The 24,028-nt window shown below is 60.9% G+C and carries 18 protein-coding genes, 1 tRNA gene and 1 other RNA gene; 11 read left to right on the forward strand and 9 right to left on the reverse strand.

Going from position 1 to position 24,028, the window contains the following annotated elements; all coding sequences use genetic code 11:
* Nucleotides 1–24: 24 nt before the first annotated feature.
* Genes J0X25_RS31220 through J0X25_RS31240 form a run of 5 tightly spaced genes read right to left on the reverse strand, consistent with a single transcriptional unit; the run spans nucleotide 25 to nucleotide 11,260 of the window.
* The gene (locus J0X25_RS31220; protein WP_207287803.1) at nucleotides 25–5,553 is read right to left on the reverse strand and encodes a DEAD/DEAH box helicase; all 5,529 of its coding nucleotides are present in this window, start codon (nucleotides 5,551–5,553) and stop codon (nucleotides 25–27) included.
* A gap of 2 nt (nucleotides 5,554–5,555) precedes the next feature.
* Nucleotides 5,556–6,392, reverse strand: coding sequence for a hypothetical protein (locus tag J0X25_RS31225; protein ID WP_089787276.1), 837 nt, complete (start codon nucleotides 6,390–6,392; stop codon nucleotides 5,556–5,558).
* Between the two features lies 1 nt (nucleotide 6,393).
* The gene (locus tag J0X25_RS31230) at nucleotides 6,394–9,471 is read right to left on the reverse strand and encodes a hypothetical protein (protein ID WP_207287804.1); all 3,078 of its coding nucleotides are present in this window, start codon (nucleotides 9,469–9,471) and stop codon (nucleotides 6,394–6,396) included.
* The gene (locus J0X25_RS31235) at nucleotides 9,468–10,397 is read right to left on the reverse strand and encodes a hypothetical protein (RefSeq protein ID WP_089787280.1); all 930 of its coding nucleotides are present in this window, start codon (nucleotides 10,395–10,397) and stop codon (nucleotides 9,468–9,470) included. The genes J0X25_RS31230 and J0X25_RS31235 overlap by 4 nt, the downstream gene beginning before the upstream one ends.
* Nucleotides 10,394–11,260 (reverse strand): hypothetical protein, encoded by an 867-nt coding sequence (locus J0X25_RS31240; protein ID WP_207287805.1) that lies wholly within the window; start codon nucleotides 11,258–11,260, stop codon nucleotides 10,394–10,396. The genes J0X25_RS31235 and J0X25_RS31240 overlap by 4 nt, the downstream gene beginning before the upstream one ends.
* Before the next feature lie 436 nt (nucleotides 11,261–11,696).
* Here J0X25_RS31240 and csa3 point away from each other — a divergent pair, with 436 nt between their 5' ends.
* Nucleotides 11,697–12,350 carry a CRISPR-associated CARF protein Csa3 gene (gene csa3 / locus J0X25_RS31245; RefSeq protein WP_089787283.1) on the forward strand — a complete coding sequence of 218 codons (654 nt, stop codon included), beginning with the start codon at nucleotides 11,697–11,699 and terminating at the stop codon, nucleotides 12,348–12,350.
* 270 nt (nucleotides 12,351–12,620) lie between these two features.
* Here csa3 and J0X25_RS31250 read toward each other — a convergent pair.
* Nucleotides 12,621–12,695: transfer RNA gene (locus tag J0X25_RS31250), tRNA-Arg, on the reverse strand.
* Between the two features lie 145 nt (nucleotides 12,696–12,840).
* On the opposite strand from J0X25_RS31250, the gene J0X25_RS31255 reads away from it, so the two are divergent.
* From J0X25_RS31255 to J0X25_RS31270, 4 genes are all read left to right on the forward strand, one after another.
* Entirely contained in the window at nucleotides 12,841–13,023 is a 183-nt protein-coding gene (locus J0X25_RS31255) for a DUF7511 domain-containing protein (RefSeq protein WP_207287806.1), read from the forward strand.
* Between the two features lie 157 nt (nucleotides 13,024–13,180).
* Nucleotides 13,181–14,032 carry a geranylgeranylglycerol-phosphate geranylgeranyltransferase gene (locus tag J0X25_RS31260; protein WP_207287807.1) on the forward strand — a complete coding sequence of 284 codons (852 nt, stop codon included), beginning with the start codon at nucleotides 13,181–13,183 and terminating at the stop codon, nucleotides 14,030–14,032.
* Between the two features lie 167 nt (nucleotides 14,033–14,199).
* Nucleotides 14,200–14,832, forward strand: a complete 633-nt coding sequence (locus J0X25_RS31265) for an RAD55 family ATPase (protein WP_207287808.1) — start codon at nucleotides 14,200–14,202, stop codon at nucleotides 14,830–14,832.
* 360 nt (nucleotides 14,833–15,192) lie between these two features.
* Complete coding sequence (locus J0X25_RS31270; protein ID WP_207287809.1) at nucleotides 15,193–15,603, forward strand: CoA-binding protein; 411 nt, start codon at nucleotides 15,193–15,195, stop codon at nucleotides 15,601–15,603.
* A gap of 49 nt (nucleotides 15,604–15,652) precedes the next feature.
* On the opposite strand, the gene J0X25_RS31275 is transcribed toward J0X25_RS31270, so the two are convergent.
* Nucleotides 15,653–16,789, reverse strand: a complete 1,137-nt coding sequence (locus tag J0X25_RS31275; protein WP_207287810.1) for a hypothetical protein — start codon at nucleotides 16,787–16,789, stop codon at nucleotides 15,653–15,655.
* A gap of 143 nt (nucleotides 16,790–16,932) precedes the next feature.
* On the opposite strand from J0X25_RS31275, the gene J0X25_RS31280 reads away from it, so the two are divergent.
* From J0X25_RS31280 to J0X25_RS31290, 3 genes are all read left to right on the forward strand, one after another.
* Complete coding sequence (locus J0X25_RS31280) at nucleotides 16,933–18,006, forward strand: amidohydrolase family protein (protein ID WP_207287811.1); 1,074 nt, start codon at nucleotides 16,933–16,935, stop codon at nucleotides 18,004–18,006.
* Nucleotides 18,003–18,404 (forward strand): metal-sulfur cluster assembly factor, encoded by a 402-nt coding sequence (locus J0X25_RS31285; RefSeq protein ID WP_207287812.1) that lies wholly within the window; start codon nucleotides 18,003–18,005, stop codon nucleotides 18,402–18,404. Before J0X25_RS31280 ends, J0X25_RS31285 begins: the two co-directional genes overlap by 4 nt.
* 251 nt (nucleotides 18,405–18,655) lie before the next feature.
* Complete coding sequence (locus J0X25_RS31290) at nucleotides 18,656–19,543, forward strand: hypothetical protein (RefSeq protein WP_207287813.1); 888 nt, start codon at nucleotides 18,656–18,658, stop codon at nucleotides 19,541–19,543.
* A 231-nt stretch (nucleotides 19,544–19,774) separates the two neighbouring features.
* Here the strand turns inward: J0X25_RS31290 and J0X25_RS31295 are convergent, their stop codons facing one another.
* Both J0X25_RS31295 and J0X25_RS31300 read right to left on the reverse strand, forming a co-directional pair.
* Nucleotides 19,775–20,755, reverse strand: a complete 981-nt coding sequence (locus J0X25_RS31295) for a PLP-dependent cysteine synthase family protein (protein ID WP_207287814.1) — start codon at nucleotides 20,753–20,755, stop codon at nucleotides 19,775–19,777.
* 71 nt (nucleotides 20,756–20,826) lie between these two features.
* On the reverse strand, nucleotides 20,827–21,153 hold the full coding sequence (locus J0X25_RS31300; protein ID WP_207287815.1) for a DUF5798 family protein: 327 nt from the start codon (nucleotides 21,151–21,153) through the stop codon (nucleotides 20,827–20,829).
* Between the two features lie 153 nt (nucleotides 21,154–21,306).
* Here J0X25_RS31300 and J0X25_RS31305 point away from each other — a divergent pair, with 153 nt between their 5' ends.
* From J0X25_RS31305 to J0X25_RS31315, 3 genes are all read left to right on the forward strand, one after another.
* Nucleotides 21,307–22,611 carry a PQQ-binding-like beta-propeller repeat protein gene (locus J0X25_RS31305; protein WP_207287816.1) on the forward strand — a complete coding sequence of 435 codons (1,305 nt, stop codon included), beginning with the start codon at nucleotides 21,307–21,309 and terminating at the stop codon, nucleotides 22,609–22,611.
* A gap of 59 nt (nucleotides 22,612–22,670) precedes the next feature.
* An RNA gene (ffs, locus tag J0X25_RS31310) (signal recognition particle sRNA) lies at nucleotides 22,671–22,985 on the forward strand.
* A gap of 103 nt (nucleotides 22,986–23,088) precedes the next feature.
* Complete coding sequence (locus J0X25_RS31315) at nucleotides 23,089–23,769, forward strand: DUF502 domain-containing protein (protein WP_207287817.1); 681 nt, start codon at nucleotides 23,089–23,091, stop codon at nucleotides 23,767–23,769.
* Nucleotides 23,770–24,028: the final 259 nt, after the last annotated feature.

Raw genomic sequence — 24,028 nt, forward strand, 5'->3', positions numbered from 1 at the left:
GCGGCAATTTGTGTGGGATGTTGGTCAGTCGGTGAGCTGTTCGTCGATTTCGTGGTTCGTGATCGGCTGAATGATCACGCTACCGTTGGCGAGGATGTCTCGAAGACGTTCTCGGTCGAACGACCGCTGGTCGTTCCTGACGTCACAGCCGTATTGGTAGAGACAGGACGGACACCCGTTCTCGCAGTCACAGTCGAACTGATCGCGCATAAGCCCGACTGCACGGTGGAACGCCCGGAACTCTCCGTCCGTCCGTTCGAAGAGGAGTCGCGCGACGTCGGACCCGCCCTCTTGAGACTCGAAGACGTCTACGTGATCCTCGCCGACATATTCGGCGAGGTCACGAATGTTGACGCCGCCGAGGTATTGCAGCGCGACTCGGAGGCCGTGAGCCAACGTGTGCGACAGGTCGCGGTCGTTGAGGTCAACTCGGACACCCTGAGTGTCGTACTGGTATCCAAGGCGAATGAACTCGGAGTCAGCACCGCGGCCGTTAGGGAAGTGGTCAGGGTCGGCGCTGCACCGACGCTCGTCGTCATCGTCACGATAGATGACGCCTGGACAGTTCTCTTCACCGCATACCTCGAAGGCTGTCGGCCTCGGATCGACCTCACCGGACTTGTACTTCGTCTTGTAGCTCTTCGTGTGCAGCAGAACCGAGTAATCGCCGTACTCGATCGTCCCGAGAGGATCGCCATCGGCATCCTGAAGTTCGAACGTCCGTTCAGAGTCGAACTCGAGTATCGACGTCTCCCGCTCGGCGTACGTGTTCTGGATCGGTTTGTTCGGTTCGTCGTGGAGGTAGCGCGCTTCGTCACCTTCTGCGGTCAGTTTGAGGTTGTCGTGGTAGGCATCGACCGAATCGAGTACCGCCAGTCGGCGTCGCTTGAGCGGTACATCGTTATCGCAATCACACCCGTCAGCGTCGAGGTCGTGCGAGGTGTGGCACGCCGGGCAGACGAGTTCCTCGGCCAGGTGATCTCCGTCGACGGCTTCGCTCACGGTATCCCGGAGGTCCGAGCTAGCCTTGTCGTCGAGTCGGACGCGCGAGACGGTGTACGTCTCCCCGCCGTCAAGGTAGGCGGCACCGGGGTGGAGTTCTGAGAGCGCCATCTGCATCGCGCGGCCGCTCCCCTGATCGCCGACGTTCCGGCGGTTGTACCCTTCGTCGACCAGGGACAGACCTGCCGTCGTGGCGACGCTCCGCATCGAGAAGTCGTATTTGCTTTCACGGGACTCTCTGAGGAAGTCGAAGTAGCTCGCACCACCTAGATCAGAGAGGTAGTCCTCGAGAACCTCGATGCGGTCCTTGAGGCCCCGGCGTTCGCGCATGATGCGTGCTCGTTCGTCTGACCCGGCCCGCTGCTGGTCACGACGCAACCGAGAGTTACGTCGTTTCAGGTTGGACAACTCACTTTCCAGTCCCCGTTTGTATTCGCGGTATCCAGTGATGTAGCGCTCGTCAAAGTTCGCGAGAACGTCGTCGACAAGGTGGCCGAACTCGCTCTGAGCGTGCAGGATTTCTCCATCACAGTCACTGTTGGTACACGTTTCGCGGTCGTCGTCAGTAGCATACCGCCGCTCACATTCTTCGCAGTAGCGGTAGTCGAGGAGAGATTCAAGGTAGTCGGCGATGTCTCGTTCATAGTCGTCGACGACTTCGCCGAGTACGTCGAGTTTTGAGTCGTCGCCACCGAGCGATAGCGTGTCGGCACCGAGGGACATCACGTGGGTCAGTTTACTGGCGTCGTCACGTTCGCTCTCGTCGAGCATGCTCCGACGGTGATAGGTATCTCCACCATCGATCGACCGCGCGCGACCGTGTCGACTGACGTCCCACGGAATAGTGAAGTTAGCCGCCACGTAGTCGAAGATCCCCCACGACAGCGAAACGCGTAGGACCTCCTCGTTGTGTTCGTTGAGCGGTACTGGAGTCGGATCGGTGTCGATGAGTTCGTCCGGGTGGTCGTAGTAGTAGTAGTCGATCGGGTTGCGCTGACTGACCGAGTGAACCATCGAAGAATGGGAGCTGCGCCCCGCACGCCCGACCCGCTGGAGGTACGCGTTCATGTTCGGCGGCGTCCCGTACAGCAGGAGTGCGTCGAGGTCACCGATGTCGACCCCGAGTTCCATCGTCGGTCCCGAAGAGAGGTGGTGGGGGTAGTTCTCCTCGCGGAAGAGGTACTCTAACTCCCGACGTTTGCGCTTATTCGTCGCCCCGAGATACTCCTCAGAGATGAGAATCCGCGTCTCTGAGTATTCGGCACGGTGGGCACGCTGTGTGAACCGGGGATGGGAGGTCGAGGCACGTTCGGCGAGCGACGTTCCGGACTGAACAGTGGACTGCGTATCCAGACCAAACTGGTGCTGGAGCGTCGTGTAGTACCGCTCAGTATCAGGGTCGAACCGAATACCATCACCGTCGCCCGCAACCGTAACAGCGAGCGCCGACGGATCGAACGAGACGTAGTCATCAGAGTGCCCGTAGGAGAGGATATTGCGGTCAACCAGTTCGTCGACGACTGCTTCGGCGGGCCTGTCGGGACTCGGATGGTCGAAGTTTGCGACACGATAGTCATTGCCCTCGTCGGCGAGTTCGCGGACGATAGCGCGCTCATCACCATCGAGTTCGTCGAGACCTGGGGCAAAGCGGACATCGAGCAGTCCTTCTTCGGTGAGGGAGCCGTCCCGCTCGCCCAAACGCTGGCTGTAGGTGTGTTCGAGTGCGCGTCGGGTGAGTCGATCCCGAAGCGCGTCATCGTCGTCCCAGCGCTTTCGGGGCTGATCTTTCAATCGTGACTTCAGGTCAAACTCGACACTCCTCGCGACTCGCGGCGGTTCCAGTGCATCGTTTACCTCGTCGACGATGTTCGCCGCGTCCTCGAGGACCTGATTAAACGGTGTCCAGTCGTTCCCGTCATTACGGGACGACGCACTTTCGATTAACAGTTGATCGAGAAGGGTCTCGACCTCTGGTTCCGAGAAGTCACGACTGAGCTCCTTCATGTCACGATGAGAGTCAGCGAACGACAGGAGCTTCGCCGCCTGTTGGCCCTCCTCGTCGGCGACGCGGCGCAACATGTACTGCGAGGTGGTCACCGCGAGATTGCTCGGTCCTCGCATCAGTTCGTCGAACCGGCGGTCAATCTCGTACCGGGCATACGGATGCGGGCACGGGACAGCCGACGGCTGCGAACTCATCGTGTGAATCCGCCCACTGGTGTCGATCGTCTTGTAGGCCTGATGATGACCGGTCCGCGGATGGATGTCCGGATCGTCACAGTTGCAGCCCTCGTCGCCGAGGAATGCCGTCTCACACGAACGGCAGTGTTGGTCGTCGTAAATCTCGAAGAGTCCGCGCTTTACGAACGACGATGAGCCACAGTCGCATTGATCGGGGGAATCATCGAAGAGGATCCGGCTACAATCGTCGCTCCCACAGACCCAGGGAAGGAACCTCGTCGAGGTGAGTGAGGAACCACAGTCGACACACTGGTCAGAGGCCTGCTCGGGGTGTTCGTAAGTCGCGCCACATTCCGGGCAATCGAATCGACTCGCAACAGTAGCTAGCCCGAAGTCGGTCCCGTCACAGTTATCGCAGACTCGCTCAATCTCGTGAGCCGACTCACACTTCGGATTAACGCAGGTGAACGTCTCATCGTCGGTCCTGACGGTCTTGGAACCGCACTCGGGACAGTCACGGGTCGTCGTTCGCTCGGTTCGGAGTCCACAGTCGAGGCACTCGAGGAACGGCTGGAACGTCGTACGAACCATCTGGACGACATCGTCGCGCGCTACCTCACATCGGCGGCAGACGTGTTCCTCGTCTTGGTCGATCGTCCCGTGTTCGGTTGGCGTGTACGGCTCTAGTTGGTCGCAGCCTGGACAGTACCATCCGACAAGGTGTTCGTCGCTACAGTGTCGGCAGTAGGTAGAGCGCGTGACGAAGTCGAACCCACACTCGTTACAGTCGTCCTGTGGGGAGCGGTACGTTGCGTCACACGATGGACACGTATAGAAGCCGTCGATCGGCCAAGAGAACACGTGACTTCGGTTCTCCAGCATGCCGGAAAACTCACCGAGGGTCCGGACGTTCGCCACCAGTTTCGATGCTTCATCGGCGTCGAGATTCAGCGTCGTCGCTAACTCGTCGTGTAGTTGGGACCGCGTGAGTGGCTCATCGTACAACAACTGGTGGACGTAGCGAACGACCTGTGCGCCGGGGTCGTCCTCGGCTTCAGTGAGGTAATCGAAGAGAGCGTCACTCGCTAGCGTCTCCCGGCGGTCACGGTCGTAACTCGATGCATCCTCCAGCGTGTAGTCGAACGCATCGAGGCCCGGAACAACGTCGTCCGGCGCGGCCGTCGCACGCAGAATGCGGTCGACGGACAGACTGTGCGACGTTAGCTCTTCCGGAACATCGTCCGGAACCTCCCCATCGAGGTCGCGTGGTGACTCACTCACCTGTTTGACGTCGACGGCACCGCTAACCTTCTGGAACAACTCGACGTCGTTCTCGACGGTCGCACTGCTCGCGACGAGTTGTAAGTCGTCGAGGCCGCGTTCCTCGCGGAGCGACTGGATTCGCTTCATCAGCGTCGACGTGTAGCTCCCGAACAGGCCGTCGTAGGTGTGGACCTCGTCGAAGACGAGGAATTCAGGTTCGTAGACGAACCGCTCGTGCTCGTCTTCGGCGTTAGTGTTGATGAGTCGGTAGTTGATCGTGTCCGGGTTTGTGAGCAGGATGTCAACGCCGTTCTCGAGGATGTCGTTCTTCGTTAGCCGCAGGAAATCGAGCGGAACGTCGTGCGGATCATCGTCTTCACAGTGCGCTTTCTCTGGGATGAGTTTGAACCGAGCGCCGGTGTTTCGGATCCGAACACCACCACCGCAGTCTTGGCATTTGTCGAGTTCGTCATTGTACCCAGGGCACTCGAAGTGACGGAAGGTCGCATTGAGGTACCCTTCGGAGCCTGATTCGCCGACATTCCGCGGGGTATCACCGTCGTAAATACCGACGGTGATCTGTTGTTCCGACCGTAGGTGGTTGTTGATGAGGTAGAGGTACTGGAGGAGGCGCTTCAACTGGTCCTGTGCGAGCGCCTTCGTCGGATAGATGAGCGTGGCCTTGACGCTCGTATCGTCACCCCCGTCACCATGCCGTTTGTCTTCGAGGATGCGGTTGAGGATGGGAATGAGCCACGCTTCAGTTTTTCCTCGTCCCGTCGCGGCAGTAATGACGGTATCATCTCCCTCGAGAATGGCCTCGATACTACGCTCCTGGAAGTCGTAGAGCCGTTCGAAGCCGATCTTCGAGAAAGCCCGGCGGATATGCGGCTCGAGACGTGCCGACCTGGCGAACGCGTCCCACGAACGGCCGCTCCAGTTCGGGATGTCGAGTGCCTGAAGATAGGGACCGCGCATCCCCGTGATGTCGTCCTCGCCGTCCGCCAGGCGATTAGCGACGCTACGCGCAGCTCGTCCCCCACGACCGATAAAGTAGTCGTGGTATGCAGCCTGCATTTGTTCCGCGCTGGCGACGGGGTCCTTCATCGTTACAGGTTAAGCTCCACCGCCGATTCCAGTTCATCCACGCGTTTCATCTCCTCGAGCGAGTCGAGCGAGACATCAGCCAACGTAAGCTGTTGGGACTTACTGAGCGTCTTTACGTCCTCGATCGTGGAGTCTGAGAGGTCGTGTTTCTCTTGAAAGTCGTCGAAGCTCTGGAGCGATTGATGTTTCTCCCAGTCGCTGGTGGCGTTATCCCACTTTGATACGAAGCTCGTGGCGCTTCCGCTCGAGTCCATCAACTCTCGCGTCAGCAACGTGTGCATGTGGTTGAGTGTACGCGCGAAGTCCGAGTCCTGCCCACCGAGGATCTTCTGGAGTTCTTCCGCTGCCGCGACCTTTGTACTCCAATCGTTGCGCTTGCTGTCAAGTTGACTCTCAATGGTCTCGGTGACGTTCTTTACCTGCTTCTTCGCCGAGCGAATCTGCTCGATATGGGTCTCGACGTCCGGTGTCAGCTGGACTTCGAGGTCGCTCTGACCGTCTGCGCCAAGATCGTCGAGTTCCGCGTCTCCCTCGCCCATATCGTCGCTCTGGACGTTCTCGAGTAGATCCTCTTGAGTCACCTCGACCGCTTTCTCTGCCACCTGAACCGCACTACTGGTCATCGATGGCGCGGAACCGTCGAAGGCCTCCTCAAGCACTTTCTTGTAGTATTTCAGGTCTCGAAGGCGCTCGGCGAGGTCGTCGAGTTCGTCGTTCACCTCGCTGATGTTGTGCCGCGCGACCGAGACGTGATACTGCGTGTTCTGTGCCTGCTTGTGTTCTCGAGCCTTGTCTTCGAGAGCGTCAACGGCCGTCGGTAGTGATTTCGATTCGCTCATTTTACAGATCCTCCGTCAGAGAGACGATCGACTGGCGCTTCTGCTCGTAGTTACTGTACTCGCTGAGTTGCTTGATGCGATGTTCGAGATCGGCCCCGGTAGCGTGTTCCTGGTCTTGGAGATCGCTGATCAGCGAGTCGAACGCCTCGTATATCTCCCACGCTGCTTGTTCGTCTTGGCTCCGGGCGAAGTCGTGAAGTCGAGCGATGAACGTCACACCGGTTGCGTCACCCATGTTACGGAACTGCTTGACATCATCACGGAAGGCCGTGAGCTTCACTTCCTCCGGCGATTCGGTGAGCAGTTCGTAGGCGTCCTCGTAACTCGACTTGATCGGAACGTCCATCGCACCTGCGCACTGATACAACGTCTCGAACCACTCTGCGAGCTGGTCGACCGTATGGCCGCTGTCGTACCACCGTTCAACGGGTTCAAGCGCGTCCTGGATGTGTGATGCGTCGTCGTTGACCGTGAGCCGCTGGAGTTCTGCTGCGTAATCCGAAATCCGATCGAAAAGACTCGATACCTTGGTATTGGCGTTATTTCGCGTCGTTCCGACCTTGTACGCGTCAGCGAGTTCGTCGGTATCGATGACCATCGCAGCGTCGACGTGTGCCTCGAGGTCTTCGGCAACCTCCCTACGTGCTTCAGACAGGCGCTCGTAGTCTACGACGTTCGATTTGAGGAGGAAGAACCCCTCGATGAGGTCACTAATATCCCCCGACGACACGGTGAGGTCGGTGAACGCCTGTCCAAACGCGCTATCTCGATCGAAGTTTTCGACGATCGGTTTACCGTACGACTGATTGCTGTCGTACTCCTCGAAGACGATTTCTGTGGGGATCTGATCGTCGTCGACCTCAACTCCACGGGCAGCGTTGATAAGGAAGAACTGTGCGAGGACCAGCGTTTTCTCTATCGTGAGTTCCTCGGGAAGACAGTCCTCGATCTCTTCGCGCATTTCATGCTGGAACTGGGCGACGTTAGTGTCTGCCCACGCACGGAGCTGATCGAAGTTCGTCGTCGTCGGGTCGAACATATCGAACAGTCCGTACTCCAGCATCGGTGTGTAGAGATCGGCGTGTTCTGCGCCCCATTCGAGTTCGATGTCGACGCTAGCTTGGCGTTGTTGGTCCCCTTGAATGGAGACCGGAATACTGTCGCCGCGAGCGTAGTAGATCCCACCGACCGACCGCGTCGAGGAGTTCGGATTACTCAGGCGCGTAGGGTTGTGCCACCGTTCGAGAACGGCGACTGCGCCGTCGTGGAGCGTGTCCGAACTGGGATACTCTTCGCCGCTCGTGACCCAGTCTTGGAACTCCTGGAATTTGCGCTGTCGCTCGCGTTCTTCCTCGCTCAGTTCTGGTTCGTCGATGACCTCAACCTGCTCGTCTTCTGGATCCTCGTCGTCTGCTGCTTCTTCGCCGTCTTCGACCTCAGAAGAGTTGCTTTCTGTATCGTCTCCGTCGTCCTCGGTATCGACCTCGTGATCCGGTACCGGCGGGTTCTTGATCTTATCGAGTACCGCACTCCCCTTGCCCTTGTCGAACACGACGTAATCGCCTTTCACAGCGGCAGTGTCGTCGTCCGGTAGTTCGATACCGAACGTTTCGAAGATGCCGACCTTGACCCCGACGCCGTCCTCGACAGGAACTCCGTACCAGCGGCTGACGTCTTGGTAGATTTGGTCGTATTTCATGTCGATCTCGAAGGTCGGCGTGTCGACGAACGAGTTCGACTTCATCGCTTCGTAAGGTGCCCACGTCGACTTGAGACAGTGCTTTACCACTCGAAGAAGCAACAGTCGCGGCGTCTTCCGGTTGCTTCCCTCGTCGTTTAGCTGTCGATAAGCGACGTGTATGAAGCGCTCGTTAAACGGGTATAAACCGTCGAAAGCTTCTGCAACGTCCTGAGGCGCATCTGCCGCATCAGAATTCCGTTCGATGGCACCTAGATACGATCGGGCGAGGGCTACTGAAGCATCGTCGTCGAGGAAGTACGCCTCGCCGTTCTCGTCGGTCATCGTTAGGTACCCCTCAGATCGGCCTTGCATGTACGTCGCTGCGTCTTCGCGAGCGAGGGCGTCGTCGATGTTGTCCTGCTCCCAACCGATCGTCCAACCGAGGACGATGTCGTAGCTGCTACTACTAAGTTCGAAGATGTGGTCTAGGAGTTGCTCTTTCAGGACGCTGAACGTCGTGAGGTCCTCACAGATGAGTACCGGCCGGATACCGCGCTCTTGATACATCTCCGAGTATTGCTGTAGCTGTTCCTTGAAGTCGCCCACGAGATTGCGGGAAAGGTATTCGTGAGCCTCGTTCTTCAAGACAGAGTACAGAACGTCTTTGTTCTCCGTGAGCTTCGTACTGAAGCTCAGTTGCAGGCGTAGAGTGCGGAAATCTGCGCGGGTTAGCAGATTGAAGTCGGGATTCTCGTCACGAGACTCGAGAGCTTCCTGATACTCCCTGATGTTCTTGGCGAAGATTTCTCGCAGGTCGCTATTATCGCCTCTGCTCTCGGTCAGTTCCTGTATTTCTTGGTCTGAAAAGTGTTCGGTCGACCAGATACCGCGCATATACTCGACGATGGCGCTCGCCGCATCGGCGGGGTCGAGATCGTCGATGTTTCTGACATCAGTATCGACGTCGAGTGGTTCAGTGAGGACGTCGATGATCTGATCCATTCGGGTCTGGCTACGGGAGACGTGCAAGGCGACGTAATCTTCGACGCCATCGTCATCCTCGCCGTAACCATTGATCTGATACTTTGTCCACTCACAGAGCTGGCTTTTACCCGATCCGGGTTCACCACGGAGGATGAAAATACGGTTCGGGTCGTCGATATTCGACGCAGTAATCGCGTCGAGTACGTTCTCTTGGGTAACGAAGTCGCCCGAGATACCGAGTGGGGTCAGCGTGTCTGCGTAAATCCGATCGATGTCGACGTGGGTCTCTCGGAACTGTTCGGGCGTCTTCTTCTTCGTATGGGCTTCCGACGTGATGAAGTGGTCGACTTCCTCGTCGTCCCAGTATTGGGGCATCTCTCCGCTGGCCGGTGAATCTTTGATTTGTTGGCTCATTGGTGAGTGAGAAGTTGGTCGAGAGGGTACTGATACGCCGTTTCGTCCGGTCGAGAATGAATCGAAACGTGCGTCACGCTTCGTCTGTTTCCGCGGACGTCATCGTCGAGGTCTGCTGGTGGCACTTCTACCTGGTTCTGCGCGTCGCCGGGTGCAGACAGGGACAAGACCCCATCTTCCTCCATGTTACGGAGGACGTCAGCGATTGCAGGGTGAAGCCGCGGCGTTCCAGTTCGTGCCTTGTAGACGGTGAACAAGTTGTCGTTGATCCAGTTGAGTGCGCGTCGGAATTCACCGTTTTCAACTGTCTCTCCGTCGTAGCCTGCGTCCTCTCCCGAACTAGTTGGGGCGAGTATGAGCGCGTCGTACATCATTGCCCGACAGGGGCTCAGCACGAGACCGTCCTCGGTCTCCGACACGAGACCCAGTTGCTCGCACAACGTCACCCACATGTCGATCTTCTCGTCGGTCCAACTGAAGTCGTAGTCAGTCTCGCGCTTCAGGATGGTTCGAAGGTTGTCTCGGCCAGCGTTCACCGTTCGGCTCCCCTCACTCAATAGGGCACGGTGAACATCCCCAAAGTGGGACTGACGACCGTCCTGCTGATTGCAGTGGTATAGCAACTGTGCTTCGAAAGGGAGGCCCTCGAAGTGCCGCTCGTTAATGGGTTCGACCGTATCTTTGATGTCTCCGGTCGGACTCTCGACGAGATCGACCGCATTCAGGAAACGAAGTGACCCTTCGACGTGATCGGTTTTCACCTCACCGCCGGTGGCTGGTCGACCGAATTTGCTCGTGACTTCCGAGACACTGGTGGTCCCCTGAAGTGAGCCGTAGATGTGTTTTAGCTCCGGTGCTCGCACCGAGATGAACCCGGTGAGTAGTTTGTCCGGCTTGTTGGTCGCCGGTGTGTATGTTGTACTCATATGTCCTCCTGGTGGCGATAACGATAACTGTCTAATCGATCTTCCTCGAATTCTACACGTTCGAGCATGTCGAGCATGCTGTTCGCGACTTTCTGCGTGGGCCCGCGCTCAGTCCACGAACGGAGCGCCTCTCTGATGCGCTCGGAGTAATCTTCCAGTACACGGTCTACGTCCTCTCGAATGAGGTAGTAGAGGGGTGCCCAGGCGGGACTTTCAGCCGGAATCTGCGTGTAATCGAAGAGTACCGGAATCGAGCCTGCCTCGAGACCCTCCTGTTTGTGATGCGCAGAAATCTGATGGAAGAACAGATTCTGCGTTGTTGATAGCGGTAGATCCGAGTCGAGGTTGTACTGTATGTACCGCTTCAGCAGTCCTTTGTAATCGGTGACCGTGCACTCGAACTCGTCGATGAACGACTTCCCCGGTTTCTTCGTATGACGGGGCATCTTCGGTGTACTCGTATCAGTGACGAGCACATATGGCAGACCTTCCGGGCGCTTCCGCAGCAGCCGCCGAATAACGTCTTGATCGTCGAACGTACTGTCTTCGTCCCGTAGTTCTCCCGTCAGCATCTCTTGGCTGACGTAGTGAACTAGTGGAAACTCGACACCATCCACCCCATTCTCTCGGAGATCCTCGTTCGGAAACAGTTCGTACTCGACGAGTCGCAACCCGTTGTCGTATATTTCGGGATGCGAGACTCTATCGAGGCCGAATTCGGCGAGGAACGGCAACGATCTGAGTTGCGCACGTGCTTGGGAACCAGTCTTTGCTAGTTGCGGATCCCGAATCACGAGAAACGAATCTCGTGTTCCGATGAAGTCCGCTAATGCTGGCGTCTCTGAGTCGGGTGGATCGTGCATCGTTCTGGTGATCGCTTGGGAGTTGGTTTCGGCGTCGGTGTGGGATGGACGCCGTCTGAACGCACCCATTGACCGTAGCTATCGCTACGTCGTTCTCGGCCTTCTCAGGCCGTGAACGTAGGGTGCGAACGCATAGCAGTCAGAGCGGAACCCACATAAAACTGTCGGGAAGGTTATAATTCCATAGATGCCTCTACTCGCCCCGTCGGCGAGATGAGCGAACACTTCACACTCTCTGTCGAATCATCATATAATTATCGGCGATGAAACAGTTAGACGTGAGTTGCGATAATGCGATACGGTAGATCGCGAACTAAACCAAGACATCGGATGTGCCAGTGATTTCTGGACCCTTCTCGTCGCTCCTGTTCGAATATAGTGCGCACTGTTGCACTATTCCGGAACAGTAACGATGCTTCGAGCAGATGCTATCGATATGCGCACATACCTCGCTCCATTGGGATTCGATAGTCGACGCGTAGTCAGACCAGTTTTGAGTGAAGGTATAGAGACAGGAGATCAAGTCGTATTACTGCAACCCGCAAGCAGTTCCGATCGAGGAGAGGATGCTTTTCAGGAAGTTCAAAATGTCCTGACGCAAGTAGTCCCGGACCTAGACTTAGAAACAGAGCATCTACCGTACACAGATTTTGTCGAGACAACGTTATACTGTGCTGATCTCATCCAAGCATCGGAAGGTGAAACCATCGTTATTTTGGGTGGTGGTGCGCGGGAATTACTGTTGCCACTAACAGTCGCGACATTCACTAGTGGTGAAAATATCGACACAGTGCTCCAAGTAGGCGATATAGATAGCAGTGTCCGACGGTTACCACGCTTGAATCTCCGCGGGGAAGTTTCGGACGCTGAAGCGACCCTTCTCGCCGACCTCCACGACCTGGATACAGTTTTATCAATAAGTGAAATAGCAGATGAGCTTGATAAGTCGAAGAGTACAATCGCACGCCATATCAATAGCCTAGAATCCGCGGGCTTCGTGCGGACCAGAAAGAATGGGAGAAGCAAAACGGTCGAAATCACCGACAGTGGTCGGATTTTCCTAAAGACAAGAGCTGCTAACGTTATCTGAAACGATCCGCTCTGTCCCTTCTGGCGGCATTATCACTATCTTGGAGAATAGACATCTTTGTGATGTTTATTCCAGACCTGCATTGAATTGTGTCCTATGGAAACGGTCAGAACCGAGATTTATGTCCCTGGACTGTCCAGTAAATCCTGGCGAATCGCAGGACAGCAGGGACCCCCGTTCGATAATCGAACGAAATCAAATGCGCGATCGGCGGCTCGTTTATAAACGATGTACCGCCGTCTTGCGAATGTGATCCGTTCGGAAAACGAATGGGCGCTGCAGGATTTGAACCCACGGCAACTTGGTCCGAAGCCAAGCACTCTGTCCAGACTGAGCTAAGCGCCCTCAGTTGAGCAATTTCCGTCGGGCCGTATAAGTCACTCGATTTTGGGCCATTCCGGCAGCCCTTACCGCGTCCACCATTGCCACTTCTCATTCGGTGAAAATTGCCGCCCGGGGTCTTTGTCGTGGGGGGTGAACGTCGACCCGTATGACGGTGAACGAGGCCCCGATCCCCGACGACGGCCAGACCGACGACGCACCGCTCGAGTTGCTCACCGACGACGAGGACGTCTGGACGGCCGTCCCCGCCGACGCTACCGGCGACGAACGGGTGAGCAAGTGGCTCTCGATCGACGCCGACACGCTCTGCGACCTCGAGGAGTGGCGCTAGCGATCCGACCCCCGCAACTGCGATCGACCGCCCGTTCGGTCCACTGAGCATTCGGTCTCGATTCTCCACCCAGTTCGCCGTCCGTTCCCAGCGTCGTCGCCTGCAGCGGCGGCGCCGGATCGCACCGTTTAACCAGTCCCGCTGAGCACTGCCGTGCATGACAGCGGGCGAGACGGGCCGCGGGTTGCTCGAGTTGACGCGGCCGGTGAACGTGATCGCGGCGAGCGTTCTGACGGCTATCGGGTCGTTCGTCGCCGGCGGGATCACCGAGGAACCGGTCGCGGTCGCGGCGGCGGTCGCCGCCACGGGACTCGCGGTCGGGGCCGGAAACGCGATCAACGACTACTTCGACCGGGAGATCGACCGGATCAACCAGCCCGACAGGCCGATCCCCCGCGGCGCGGTGAGCCCGCGCGGCGCGCTCGCGTTCAGTCTCGTCTGTTTCGGCGCCTCCGTCGCGCTCGCGGTCACGCTCCCGCTGGCGGCGCTCGCCATCGCCGGGATCAACCTCGTCGCGCTGGTGGCCTACACCGAGGTCTTCAAGGGACTGCCCGGGGTCGGGAACGCGCTGGTGGCCTACCTCGTCGGGAGCACGTTCCTCTTCGGCGCCGCCGCGGTGGGCCAGATGGCGCCCGCGGTCGTCCTCTTTCTCCTCTCGGCGATCGCGACGCTGACCCGCGAGATCGTCAAGGACGTGGAGGACCTCGAGGGCGACCGCGAGGAGGGGCTGAACACGCTGCCGATCGCGATCGGCGAACGGCCCGCGCTGTGGGTCGCGACCGGCCTCCTTCTCGTCGGCGTCGTCGCGAGCCCCCTGCCGTATCTCCTCGAGTACTTCGACGAGGCGTATCTGGCCGTGGTGGTGCCGGCCGTCGCGATCATGTGTTACGGCGCCTACGAGAGTTTCGCGGATCCGACGGCCGGCCAGCGATACCTCAAGTACGGGATGTTTCTGGCCGCTGTCGCGTTTATCGTCGGCCGTGCAGCGACGATGGTAGCGATCGCGTGACGTCGTACAGGCCAGTTACGGCCGGTTCAAGTGCCACAATCCATACGAATTAGTATTGGTTGTGGCCGAACAATCAAAAGTAATATAAGCTGGATGCCGCATTCTCATACTACACGCCGAAGTAGCCAGCGGTCCGCACGACGGCTGTATGGATGTGAGTATCTGGTATGTATGACCTCGCAGACGCCCTCCCGGACGCCGAAATCGATCCCGGGACGAACCTGCTCATCGCGGGCCCGCCGCTGACCGGCAAGCGCGAGCTCGCCTTCGACATTCTCGCGAACGGCGCCAATCGGGGCGACGGTTCGATCGTCGTCACGACCAAGGACAGCGCCGACAAGATCCTCGAGACCTTCACCGAGACGGTCGATGCGGGCACCGAGCCGGACGTCGGCGTCGTCGACTGCGTGACGAAACAGCGCGGGATCGGCACCGTCGACGCCGACCCGCGGATCAAGTACGCGTCCTCGCCGGTCGACATGACCGGCATCGGGATCAAGCTCTCCGAGTTCCTCCAGGAGTTCTACGAGGGCCGCGGACTGACCGAGAACCGCGTCCTGCTTCACTCGGTCTCGACGCTGCTCATGTACTCCGATCTGCAGACCGTGTTCCGGTTCCTCCACGTCTTCACCGGCCGCATCCAGAGCGCCGACGCCATGGGCCTGTACGTCATCGACTCGACGGCCCACGACGACCAGACCATGAACACGCTCAAACAGTTGTTCGACGCCGTCATCGAACTCGAGGAAGCGGACGACGGCGAGGAGCCCGAGATTCGGACCGCCGGCCTCTCGCGATAATCGATATCGACCGCTGGCACTCGTTTTCGCTGCGACTACTGTGTGATAGTGCCGGAATCCCGTCACTCACAGCCCATGGAGTCGAGAACACTACGAAAGCCCCTGCTGGCTCCGGTCGAGGGGCTCGCTGCGCGCGCTCACTCCTTCACGTGCTTGTGTCGCCCGTCTTCCCGGAGCCAGCAGCTCCTTTCATTCCCACCCGTAGCGGCTGACCAGTCGGACCTCCGCGAGTGGGAATGAAGGGGCTTTCGTGCTGTTTGTAGTCTCCTCAGCCACCGCTGTCTCCCGACTCGAGTCACTTCGTTCCCGAGATAAGAGACCCCGAAACGTTTCAGCGCCGAGCGCGTACCCTCGAGTACCATGCCGGTCGACACCACCGAAGCGATCGAGGACGTCCTCGAGTACGAGACCATCGCCGTCGTCGGCTGCTCAAGCACGCCCGGCAAGGCGGCCCACGACGTGCCGAAGTATCTGCTGGATCACGGCTACGACGTGATTCCGGTCAACCCCTACGCCGACGAGATCTTCGGCCGGGAGGTCTACGACTCGCTGGACGACGTCGAGGAGTCGATCGACGTCGTCTGTATCTTCCGCCCGAGCGAGGAGGTCGGCGAGATCGTCGACGCGGCCCTCGAGCGCGACGACGTCGCGGTCATCTGGACCCAGCAGGGGATCCGCGACGACGACGCCGCGGCCCGCGCCGAGTCGGACGGCCGGACCGTCGTCCAGGATCGGTGTATGAAGGTCGAACACCGTCGCATCGCGCCCTGACGACGCTTCGATTCGGCTTGCTGAACAGCTCGGCTTGCTGCTCAGGCGCTCAGACGCGTCGTTCGAGCGTCCCGAGCGCGTCCGCGAGCGACGTAGCCACGCGCTCGTCGATGATCGCCGCGGCGTGGGCGACCATGATCAGCGCGTCCGCGAGCGGGTCGCCGGGGAGGTCGGCGACGGCATCGATCGCGGCGTCGAAATCCACCGTCGCGGCCGCCGGATCGATCGGCGCGTCGGCGACGACCGCGGCGATCGCCGCTCGGCGCTGTTCCGCCGGGCCGGTCACCTGCGCGCGGAGCGCCCGCTGACGGTTCTCGGGGACGGTTCGCGCGACCGGCACCGAACAGACCGTCTCGCAGTACCACGACAGTGCCCCGTGGACGGCCGCGAGCAGTTCCGCGTCCGTCCCATCCAGTGTCTCCGAAAACTCGAGCGCCGCGGCCTCGAGCGCGGCGTATCGCTCGGCCAGCAGCGCCTCGAGTCGCGCCGGAGCGTCGGACGCGAGGAAGGCCTCGACGGCGGCCGCCGTCGAGTCGAACGCCGCGAGGTCGCCGTCGTAGAGCGCCCGCGGGACGGTCGCGACGCCGTTGGCGACGTCGGCCGGTAGGTCCTCGACGTCGTCGAGGACGGCGAGGACGACCATCCCCTCCGTCGCCAGCCGGTGGAGCGCCTCGAGTTGCGCGTCCGAGTAGCCGCCGCCGGCGTCGACCAGTGCGGTCGCGAGGTCGCCCCAGACGGCGCCGCGCGCGTCGACCCGGGCGAGAGCGTCCTCGAGCGTCGCTGACTTCGGGTCGACGCGCTCCTCTCCGAGTTGGCCCGCGCCGATCCGGCGGACCGTCTCGAGAACCGGTCCCAGATCCACGTCGGCCGGCAGTGCGGCAGCGGTCTCGACGACGTCGGTGAAGACGAGGTCGCCGAGCGTGACGTGTTCGTTCAGGCGTCGCTTCCGGTCGTCCCAGCCCGCCGACTCGTCGATCGCGTCGTCGTGGAGGTTGCTCGTCACGAAGAGGTTCGTCGGGATCGAAGCCAGCACTTCCGCGAGGTCGGCGTCGCCGGTCTCGAGGTCGACGAGCGCGTGGACGAACGTCCCGAGGAGGCCGCCCTGGTCGGCGTAGGTCTCGCACGTTTCCCGGACGGCGGGCGAGGGGTCCGCCTGACCGAGCGGGGTGTCCAGCGGCCGGCTCATACGATCACCTGCTAGCACCGCCTAATCAGTGTACTGGTCGCCGCTGTGCGCGCGGACGGTCCCGGAGTGGGGCCGGGGCTGTCAGTATCAGTGTCGTCGACCACAATTCCTATGTACGACCTCGGTGGCAACCCGAGTGCGCTATGGTATCACTGGACGAGGTCTTCGTCGCCGACGCAGTCACGCACGCCTACAACCAGACCGAGTCGAACTACCGCGTTCCGCGCTACGCCGAGCAGATCGCCGAGATCGGGGTCGGCCTCGAGTCGAAGATGCCCGAGGGCTACGCGCGGACCCCGGAGTCGTTTCTGGGCGATTGGCCGGTCGAAAACACCGAGAACGCGCTGTTCCGCGAGAGTCAGACCGACTTCGCCGTCTTCCACCCGCAGTCGATCAGGGTGTTCCACGATGGGCTCACCGCCGAGGAGAAGGCCAGGCAGTTCGTCGAGCGCAACCCCACGCGGGGTGCGGCGCTGGCGAGCATCGACGCGATCGGACTGGACGATCCGCAGGCGGAACTGACGCGACAGGTCGAGGAGTTCGACCCGCACGGCGTCAAGGTCTACCCCTCCTACTGGGAGGAAGACGGGAATCACCACGGGTTCCGGATGGACGACCCGGAGGTCGCGTTCCCGCTCTGGGAGCACGCCGCGGACCTCGGCCTCGACGTCGTCGCCGTGCACAAGGCGTTCCCGTTCGGGGCCGTGCCGATGGACTCCTACGAGGTCGGCGACGTCGAGGAGGCCGCGGCCAGCTTCCCGGATCTCACCTTCGAGATCGTCCACGGCGGGCTGACGTTCGCCGAGGAGACCGGCTGGCAGATCGCCCGCCACCCGAACGTCTACGTCAACCTCGAGCTCACGCTGACCGAACTCGTCACCACCCCCGACTCGTTCGTCGACACCCTCCAGGACCTCCTGTTCGCCGGCGGCGAGCGGGCCCTCGAGAAGATCCTCTGGGGCACCGGCGCGCCGCACTTCCACCCGCAACTGCTGCTCGAGCGCTTCTGGGAGTACGACTTCCCGGAGATGGAGAGCTTCTCGGGGAGCTTCGAGATCACGCAGGAAGACAAGCGCAAGATCCTCGGCGAGAACTGGGCCGAGGCCCACGGCTTCGACATCGACGACCTCGAGTCGGCGATGGAGGGCGACCAGTACAGCGACGCCGAACTGGTCGAGGAGCCGTGGGCGACGACGGAGTTCGAGGTGGCCGAATGAGTTCCGCCGGGACGGACGAGACGGTCGGGGCCGACCGCGTTCGCGAGCGCCTCCGCGAGATCGTCGACCCCTGCAGCGCCGCGACCGGCTCGAACCTCGACATCGTCGAGATGGGGCTGGTGAAGTCGATCGACGTCGACGGCGACCGCGTTCGCGTGGAGATGCGGCTCACGACGCCGATGTGCCACATGGTGCCGTACTTCAACAAGGAGGTCGAAGAGCGGCTTCGTGATCTGCCCGGGATCGAGTCCGTCGAGTTCGAGACCGACGGCGGCTTCGAGTGGTCCGAGGAGCTGATGACCGACGAGGCCCAGCGGCGCCGGCAGGCGGTGCTGGACGAGCACGAGTCGCGGTACCGGCGGGAGTGCGACGGGGCAGAGTCAGCTTCAGACGCGTAAGACCACCCCACTCCGCTTCCCCTCGTTGTCCGCTACCACAGTGTGCGCACTAGGAGGTCGCTCTGCGCAGGTAGCGTCCGATGATCAGTCGGAATACCCCACACGTGGGAAGACGATCAGTAGAACGTGGCACGACCCTTCTGGCAGAGTGACTCGATCAGTATACTTCCTCTATCGTTGGAACAACCTGTATTCAAGGGGGAAATTGGTGGTAACAAAATTAAAGATACTCGATCGACGCGTTTGGTCAAATGTCACCGACAGCTGGCGACCATTCTTATCGTGATTTCATCGACGTTCAGCAGCCGATGTATCGTTCTGACACTGAACTCTTGGACGAATTAACAGAAGGGGATCGGAACACACCATACGAATTAGCGAATGGCCGGTATCGAGAGAACGTTATCCGGTTACAATTGAAAGATCTACGGAGACTCGGGTTAGCCCGTCGAGCAGGTCACGAATTCTATGAAATCACGGAATATGGTGAGGATGTCCTTCGAGATGCCGAACCGCTTCCCTTGTCTAACGGATTATTCGATGTCGAAGCAATCGTGCCGGAGAAGTACCCCTCCGATGAGTGGAGGATCCAGGATTTCAGTGAGATCGATGGTCCCACGATAAAACGGATAAATTACGACATCATCGAGGATTCGACCGAAGTCTATGGCTGGGTTCGAGACTCGCCGGAACGAACACGAACGCGGATACGGGGTGTTGCCGATACAGATATCCATCGTCTCATCAGAGAATTCCCGACTCACGATCCGCTTCCCGCTCAATGCGCTCACTGGGTACGTGCCTTCACAGGCCTTCACTTCTTTCCGGATGCTAACCATCGAACTGCGACGAATACGCTCGAATATATCGTCGAACAAAACGGCGGGCCAGCGACCGATCTCATTCGACCGGAGATCCGACGAGTGGTACTCCTTTCGAAATATACGCGCACGTTAAAAACGGACAATCGGTTCAATACACTATGGGAACGCGATGAACACTTCTATCTCTGGTATCGATATTTCACGAGAGCACTGACGGATCAATTAGAACGGCGTCGTCCCGACGACCCACCGACGGAACTGTTAGACAGTTGCTTACAGGACATACGAGGGCGGTTAGCAGAATTCGGCGAATAAGTACGAGAGACGAAAAAACTATCGATCGATCCACTCAGAGCCGTCTTCATCCGTGGAACGGCCACTGCCAACACGCCCCATCTCACGATAGATTTCAGCGTTGCGCTGGCGGAGTTCGCGCATTCTGTCGACAGCCGCTTCGTTCATTGCGTTTCACGGTACGCCAGCAAAGGTACAAAATTGTATTGGTTGTGCCGATAGTTCGGGCTCGAATTCCAGTATGCGACCGGCTTACCCCTCCCACTCCTCGAACGAGCGGTAGATCCCCTTCGAGAGGTAGCGCTCGCTCGAGTCCGGGAACACCGTCACCACGCTATCGTAGGGAACCTCGAGGTCACCCGCCGAAATCTCTCGCGCCACCCGCTTCGTCGCGACGCTGGCGGCGCCGGCGCTCGAGGCGACCAGGTGCCCCTCCTCGCGAGCCAATCGTTTGAGTTCCTCGTGGGCGTCCCGGTCGGAAATCGCGTGGACGGCGTCGACGAGGTCGGGATCGAACAGTTCGTTAGTCGCCAGATCGTGGGTGCCGATTCCCTCGGTCTTGTACTCGCCTTCCTCGCGGTCGTCGCCGAGGGCCTCGCCGTAGATCGAGCCCTCGGGTTCGACCGCGACGACGTGGGTCTCGGGGTCGCGCTCGAGCGCGTAGCGGGCGATCCCCATCAGGGTCCCCGCGGTGCCACAGCCAACGACGACCGCGCCGACCTCGCCGTCGAGCGCCTCGTAGATCTCGGGCGCGGTGGTCTCGTAGTGGGCCTCGGCGTTGAGCGGATTCGAGAACTGCTGGGGGACGACCGCGTCGTCCAGTTCGGCGGCGAGTTCGTGGGCGCGATCGATCGCGCCGCCCATGCCCGCGTCCGTGGGCGTGTTGATGATCTCGGCGCCCAGCGCGGCCATCAGCTGTTGTTTCTCCACGCTGAACCGCTCCGGGACGACGAAGATCGCCTCGAGTCCCAGCTGTTCGGCCGCGATCGCCAGTCCGATGCCCGTGTTGCCCGCCGTCGGCTCGATGACCGTCCCGCCCGCCGAGACGTCGCCGCGCTCCAGCATGCGCTCGAGCATGTACCGGCCGATCCGGTCCTTGATGCTGGCCCCGGGATTGAACGTCTCGAGTTTCGCGTAACAGTCGACGTCCGGGGGCCCGTCCTGCAGGGCGACGAGGGGCGTCCGTCCGATCGTCTCGAGCACCGAGTCGACCGGCTGCTCGTGGCTCGTCATCGTGCTGGCAAAAGTTGCCCCTGCTGTTAGGTGTTACTCATCGCACGAGGGCCGACCCGGCACGACGCCGATTACTCGGCCGTCGCGTCGCTTGTTTCGGCGTCGGCGGTGGTCTCGTCGTCGGATTCCGTTCCGTCTTCGGCCTCGAGTTCGGCCTCGTCGATAGCCGCGTCGGCGAGGATCTGTTCGCCGTCGAGGTCGTGTTCTTCGGCGATGGCCAGCAGGAGCGCGCGCTGTTCGGTCAACTGATGGTCGAGTCGGTTGACCGTGTCGTTGGTCTCGTCCATCTCCTCTTCCAGCCCGATGATCCGCTGCTGGAGCTTCTGAACCTGCTTGTACATCGCCTCGGCGCGATCCGAGAGTCCCTGAATCTTCTTTGCAGTGCTGCCAAGTCCCATAGCTAGTCGATGTGTCGGGGAACTAATGGGCCTTTTCCTCCGTCGCACGCTCGTCGCTGGCACCACCGAACACCGATGGCGAGCGCGTCCGGCCGAGGGGCCGCTGAGTGACACCACCCACCTATATATTTCTTCGATATAGTGACACGAACGATGAAGTTCACGAGAGATTTGACGTTCGACGGCTCATCGGCGTCCGACGGCTCCGGTCGTCGGGCGCTGCTTTCCGCCACCGGTGTGGCGCTCGCGTCCGGGCTGGCCGGCTGTCTCGGCGACCTCGAGTCCGACGGCGACGGAGAACCCGAGGAACCCGATTCGAAGTCGACCCACGACACGGCGGCGCTTCGGGAGCGACTGGCCGACGCCGATCCGTACCGAATGGACCAGTACGGACCGGCCCACGTCGGGGCGACGGCCGACGAAGGGCCGACCGACGACGTCGAGGCCGTCTGGACGTTTCGCGAGGGGGAACTCGGGCCGGCCTACAATATCGGATCGCCCGCGGTCGTCGACGGAACCGTCTACGTCGCGGAGGGGCGATCCGTCGGCGAGGACGACGTGGAGACGGTCGTCTACGCCCTCGACGGCGCGACGGGAGACGTCGAGTGGGACCGGACCTACTCCGGGACGAACTCGTTCGGGTCGACCGCCGTCGTCGACGGCACCGTCGTTCTGGGCATCGGCGCGTCGGTCGTCTCCCTCGAGGCCGACTCGGGGACCGAACGCTGGCGGCTCGATCGGGACTTCTCCGACGCGATTACGGTCGCCGACGGGACGGTGTACGCGATCAACACGACGTACGCCGACCCGCCGACGCTCGTCGCGATCGACCTCGAGACGGGACGCGAGCGCTGGAACGCCCCGCTCACCGGCGACGCGCTGTACCGGCCGACGCCGCCGGCGGTCGTCGACGGGACGGTCTACCAGGGCGGGGCCGACCTCGTGGCGCTGTCGGCGGCCGACGGCGAACAGCAGTGGTCGCGGGACCTCGGAGAGACGGTCACCGGATCGCCGACGGTCGCCGACGGCGCGCTCTACGTCCCCGTCGCCGACGGCAGCGTCGCGGCGTTCGATCCGGACGGCGCGGAGCGATGGCGACAGCCGGTCGAAAGCGGGGGTCAGGGATCGAGGAGAGAATCCGTCACGTCGGCGGCGGTCGCCGACGGATCGCTGTACGTCGTGAGTTCGTGGCAACTGACCGCCCTCGACGCCGAGACCGGATCGGAACGTTGGACGACCGGGATCCGCGGAAACGATCCGCCGGTGGTCGCCGACGGCGTCGTCTACGTGAGCGGACTGAACACGATGGAAGCGTACGATACCGCGGACGGGACGCGCCTGTGGCGATACGGGTCCGAGGCGGAGAGCGGCAGCGGCGACCCGGTCGCGCCGGTCGTCGGTGGAACCGTCTTCTTCCCGAGCGCGGGACTCCACGCGCTCCGCGAGGCGGGCGACTGACCCCGCGCCGTCCGTCGATCGTGGAGACGAAAGGCCCTTAAGGTCCGGCCGTTTACCAATATACGGATAGGTCGGGCAGTTAGGCCCTGCTCGTAACCCGCGATATGGCCTTTAGCGGGGACCAAACACCGCGGGCGTCCGGTCAGACCGGCCGGGGCCCCGGGAGCCAACGCAGAAGCCTCGTCCGTCGGGGACAGCGGTCCACGGTGGCCGTCCGCAGGGACGTCCCATCGTGGTTAGTCGGCGACAGCCCATCAGGCGCGGAAGCGAGCAGTGGACCGCCGGACACCTGTCGCTCGACGGGTCGCGGGGTGGAGAAGGCAACCGGGATTCCCCCGGCCGGAACGCCGGGCAACCGTGGCTTCCACCATTCATACCGCATTCACACCCGATAGCGACCGGTTTTGCGCTCGCTCGAGTCCACTCCGCAATCTACACGTAGGTGGACTCCCAGACACCGACTGTGAGACGGAGGCCATGAGTTCGGTAAAGGGCGACTTCGGGCGCGGGCTGATCGTCATCGGCCCGATCCTGGTGACGCTGTTTCTCCTGCACTACCTCTACTCGTTCATCGCGGGTATCGTCCCCGACGTGTTCCTCAACGCCGACACGCTCGCGGTGGTGGTGCCCGGCCTCGGCGAGGGCGTCCGCGAACGACTCGCCGGTTTCCTGCGCGTGGTCGCGTTCGTCGGGATCATCGGGCTCTCGATGTACGTCATCGGTCAGATGACCGAGACCACGATGGGCGAACTCCTCGAGGGGATCGTCGACTACGCGGCGAACCGCGTCCCCGTGATTCGGGTCGTCTACAACGCCTCGAAGACCGCCACCGAGACCACGTTCGGCGCCGGCGAGGCGCTGCAGACGCCGGTCAGGGTCGAAACGTGGGAGAACATTCGGATGACCGCGTTCAAGACCGGCCGCAGTGCGGGCGACGGCCGGGTCACGCTGTTCCTGCCGACCTCACCGAACATCACGTCCGGGTTCGTCCTCGAGGTCGCAGCCGACGAGGTCATCGAACTCGACGAGACCGTCGAGGAGGCGCTCACGCGGGTCGTCAGCGGCGGATTCGGCAACGCAGATCAGGCGGAGGATCTCGAGGACGCGTCGCTGGCCATCGTGGGAGAGCTGAGTGGCGACGAGAAGCGGCAGCGGTAGAGTCGTCGAAGATCCGTTTCGTTACCTCGCCTGAGTTTTGACACTGAGGCGCCCGCTCCGATAATTGTGTCCGAAGATTGATTAGTACGTTCGAGATGAGAGGCGGTGAACTGGCGGGAAGCGTCCTGCTATCGTGGCACCAGGGAATCACCACACCCTCCCCAGCCGATTCGCTCGCTTCGCTCGCTCATCCCTCGCGTGAGTTCGCGCCGCGGTTCGCTTTGCGCTCACCCCGGCACAGCACGCGCCACCGCATGCC

The organism is Haloterrigena alkaliphila (assembly GCF_017352155.2).
GTDB classification, from domain to species: domain Archaea; phylum Halobacteriota; class Halobacteria; order Halobacteriales; family Natrialbaceae; genus Haloterrigena; species Haloterrigena alkaliphila.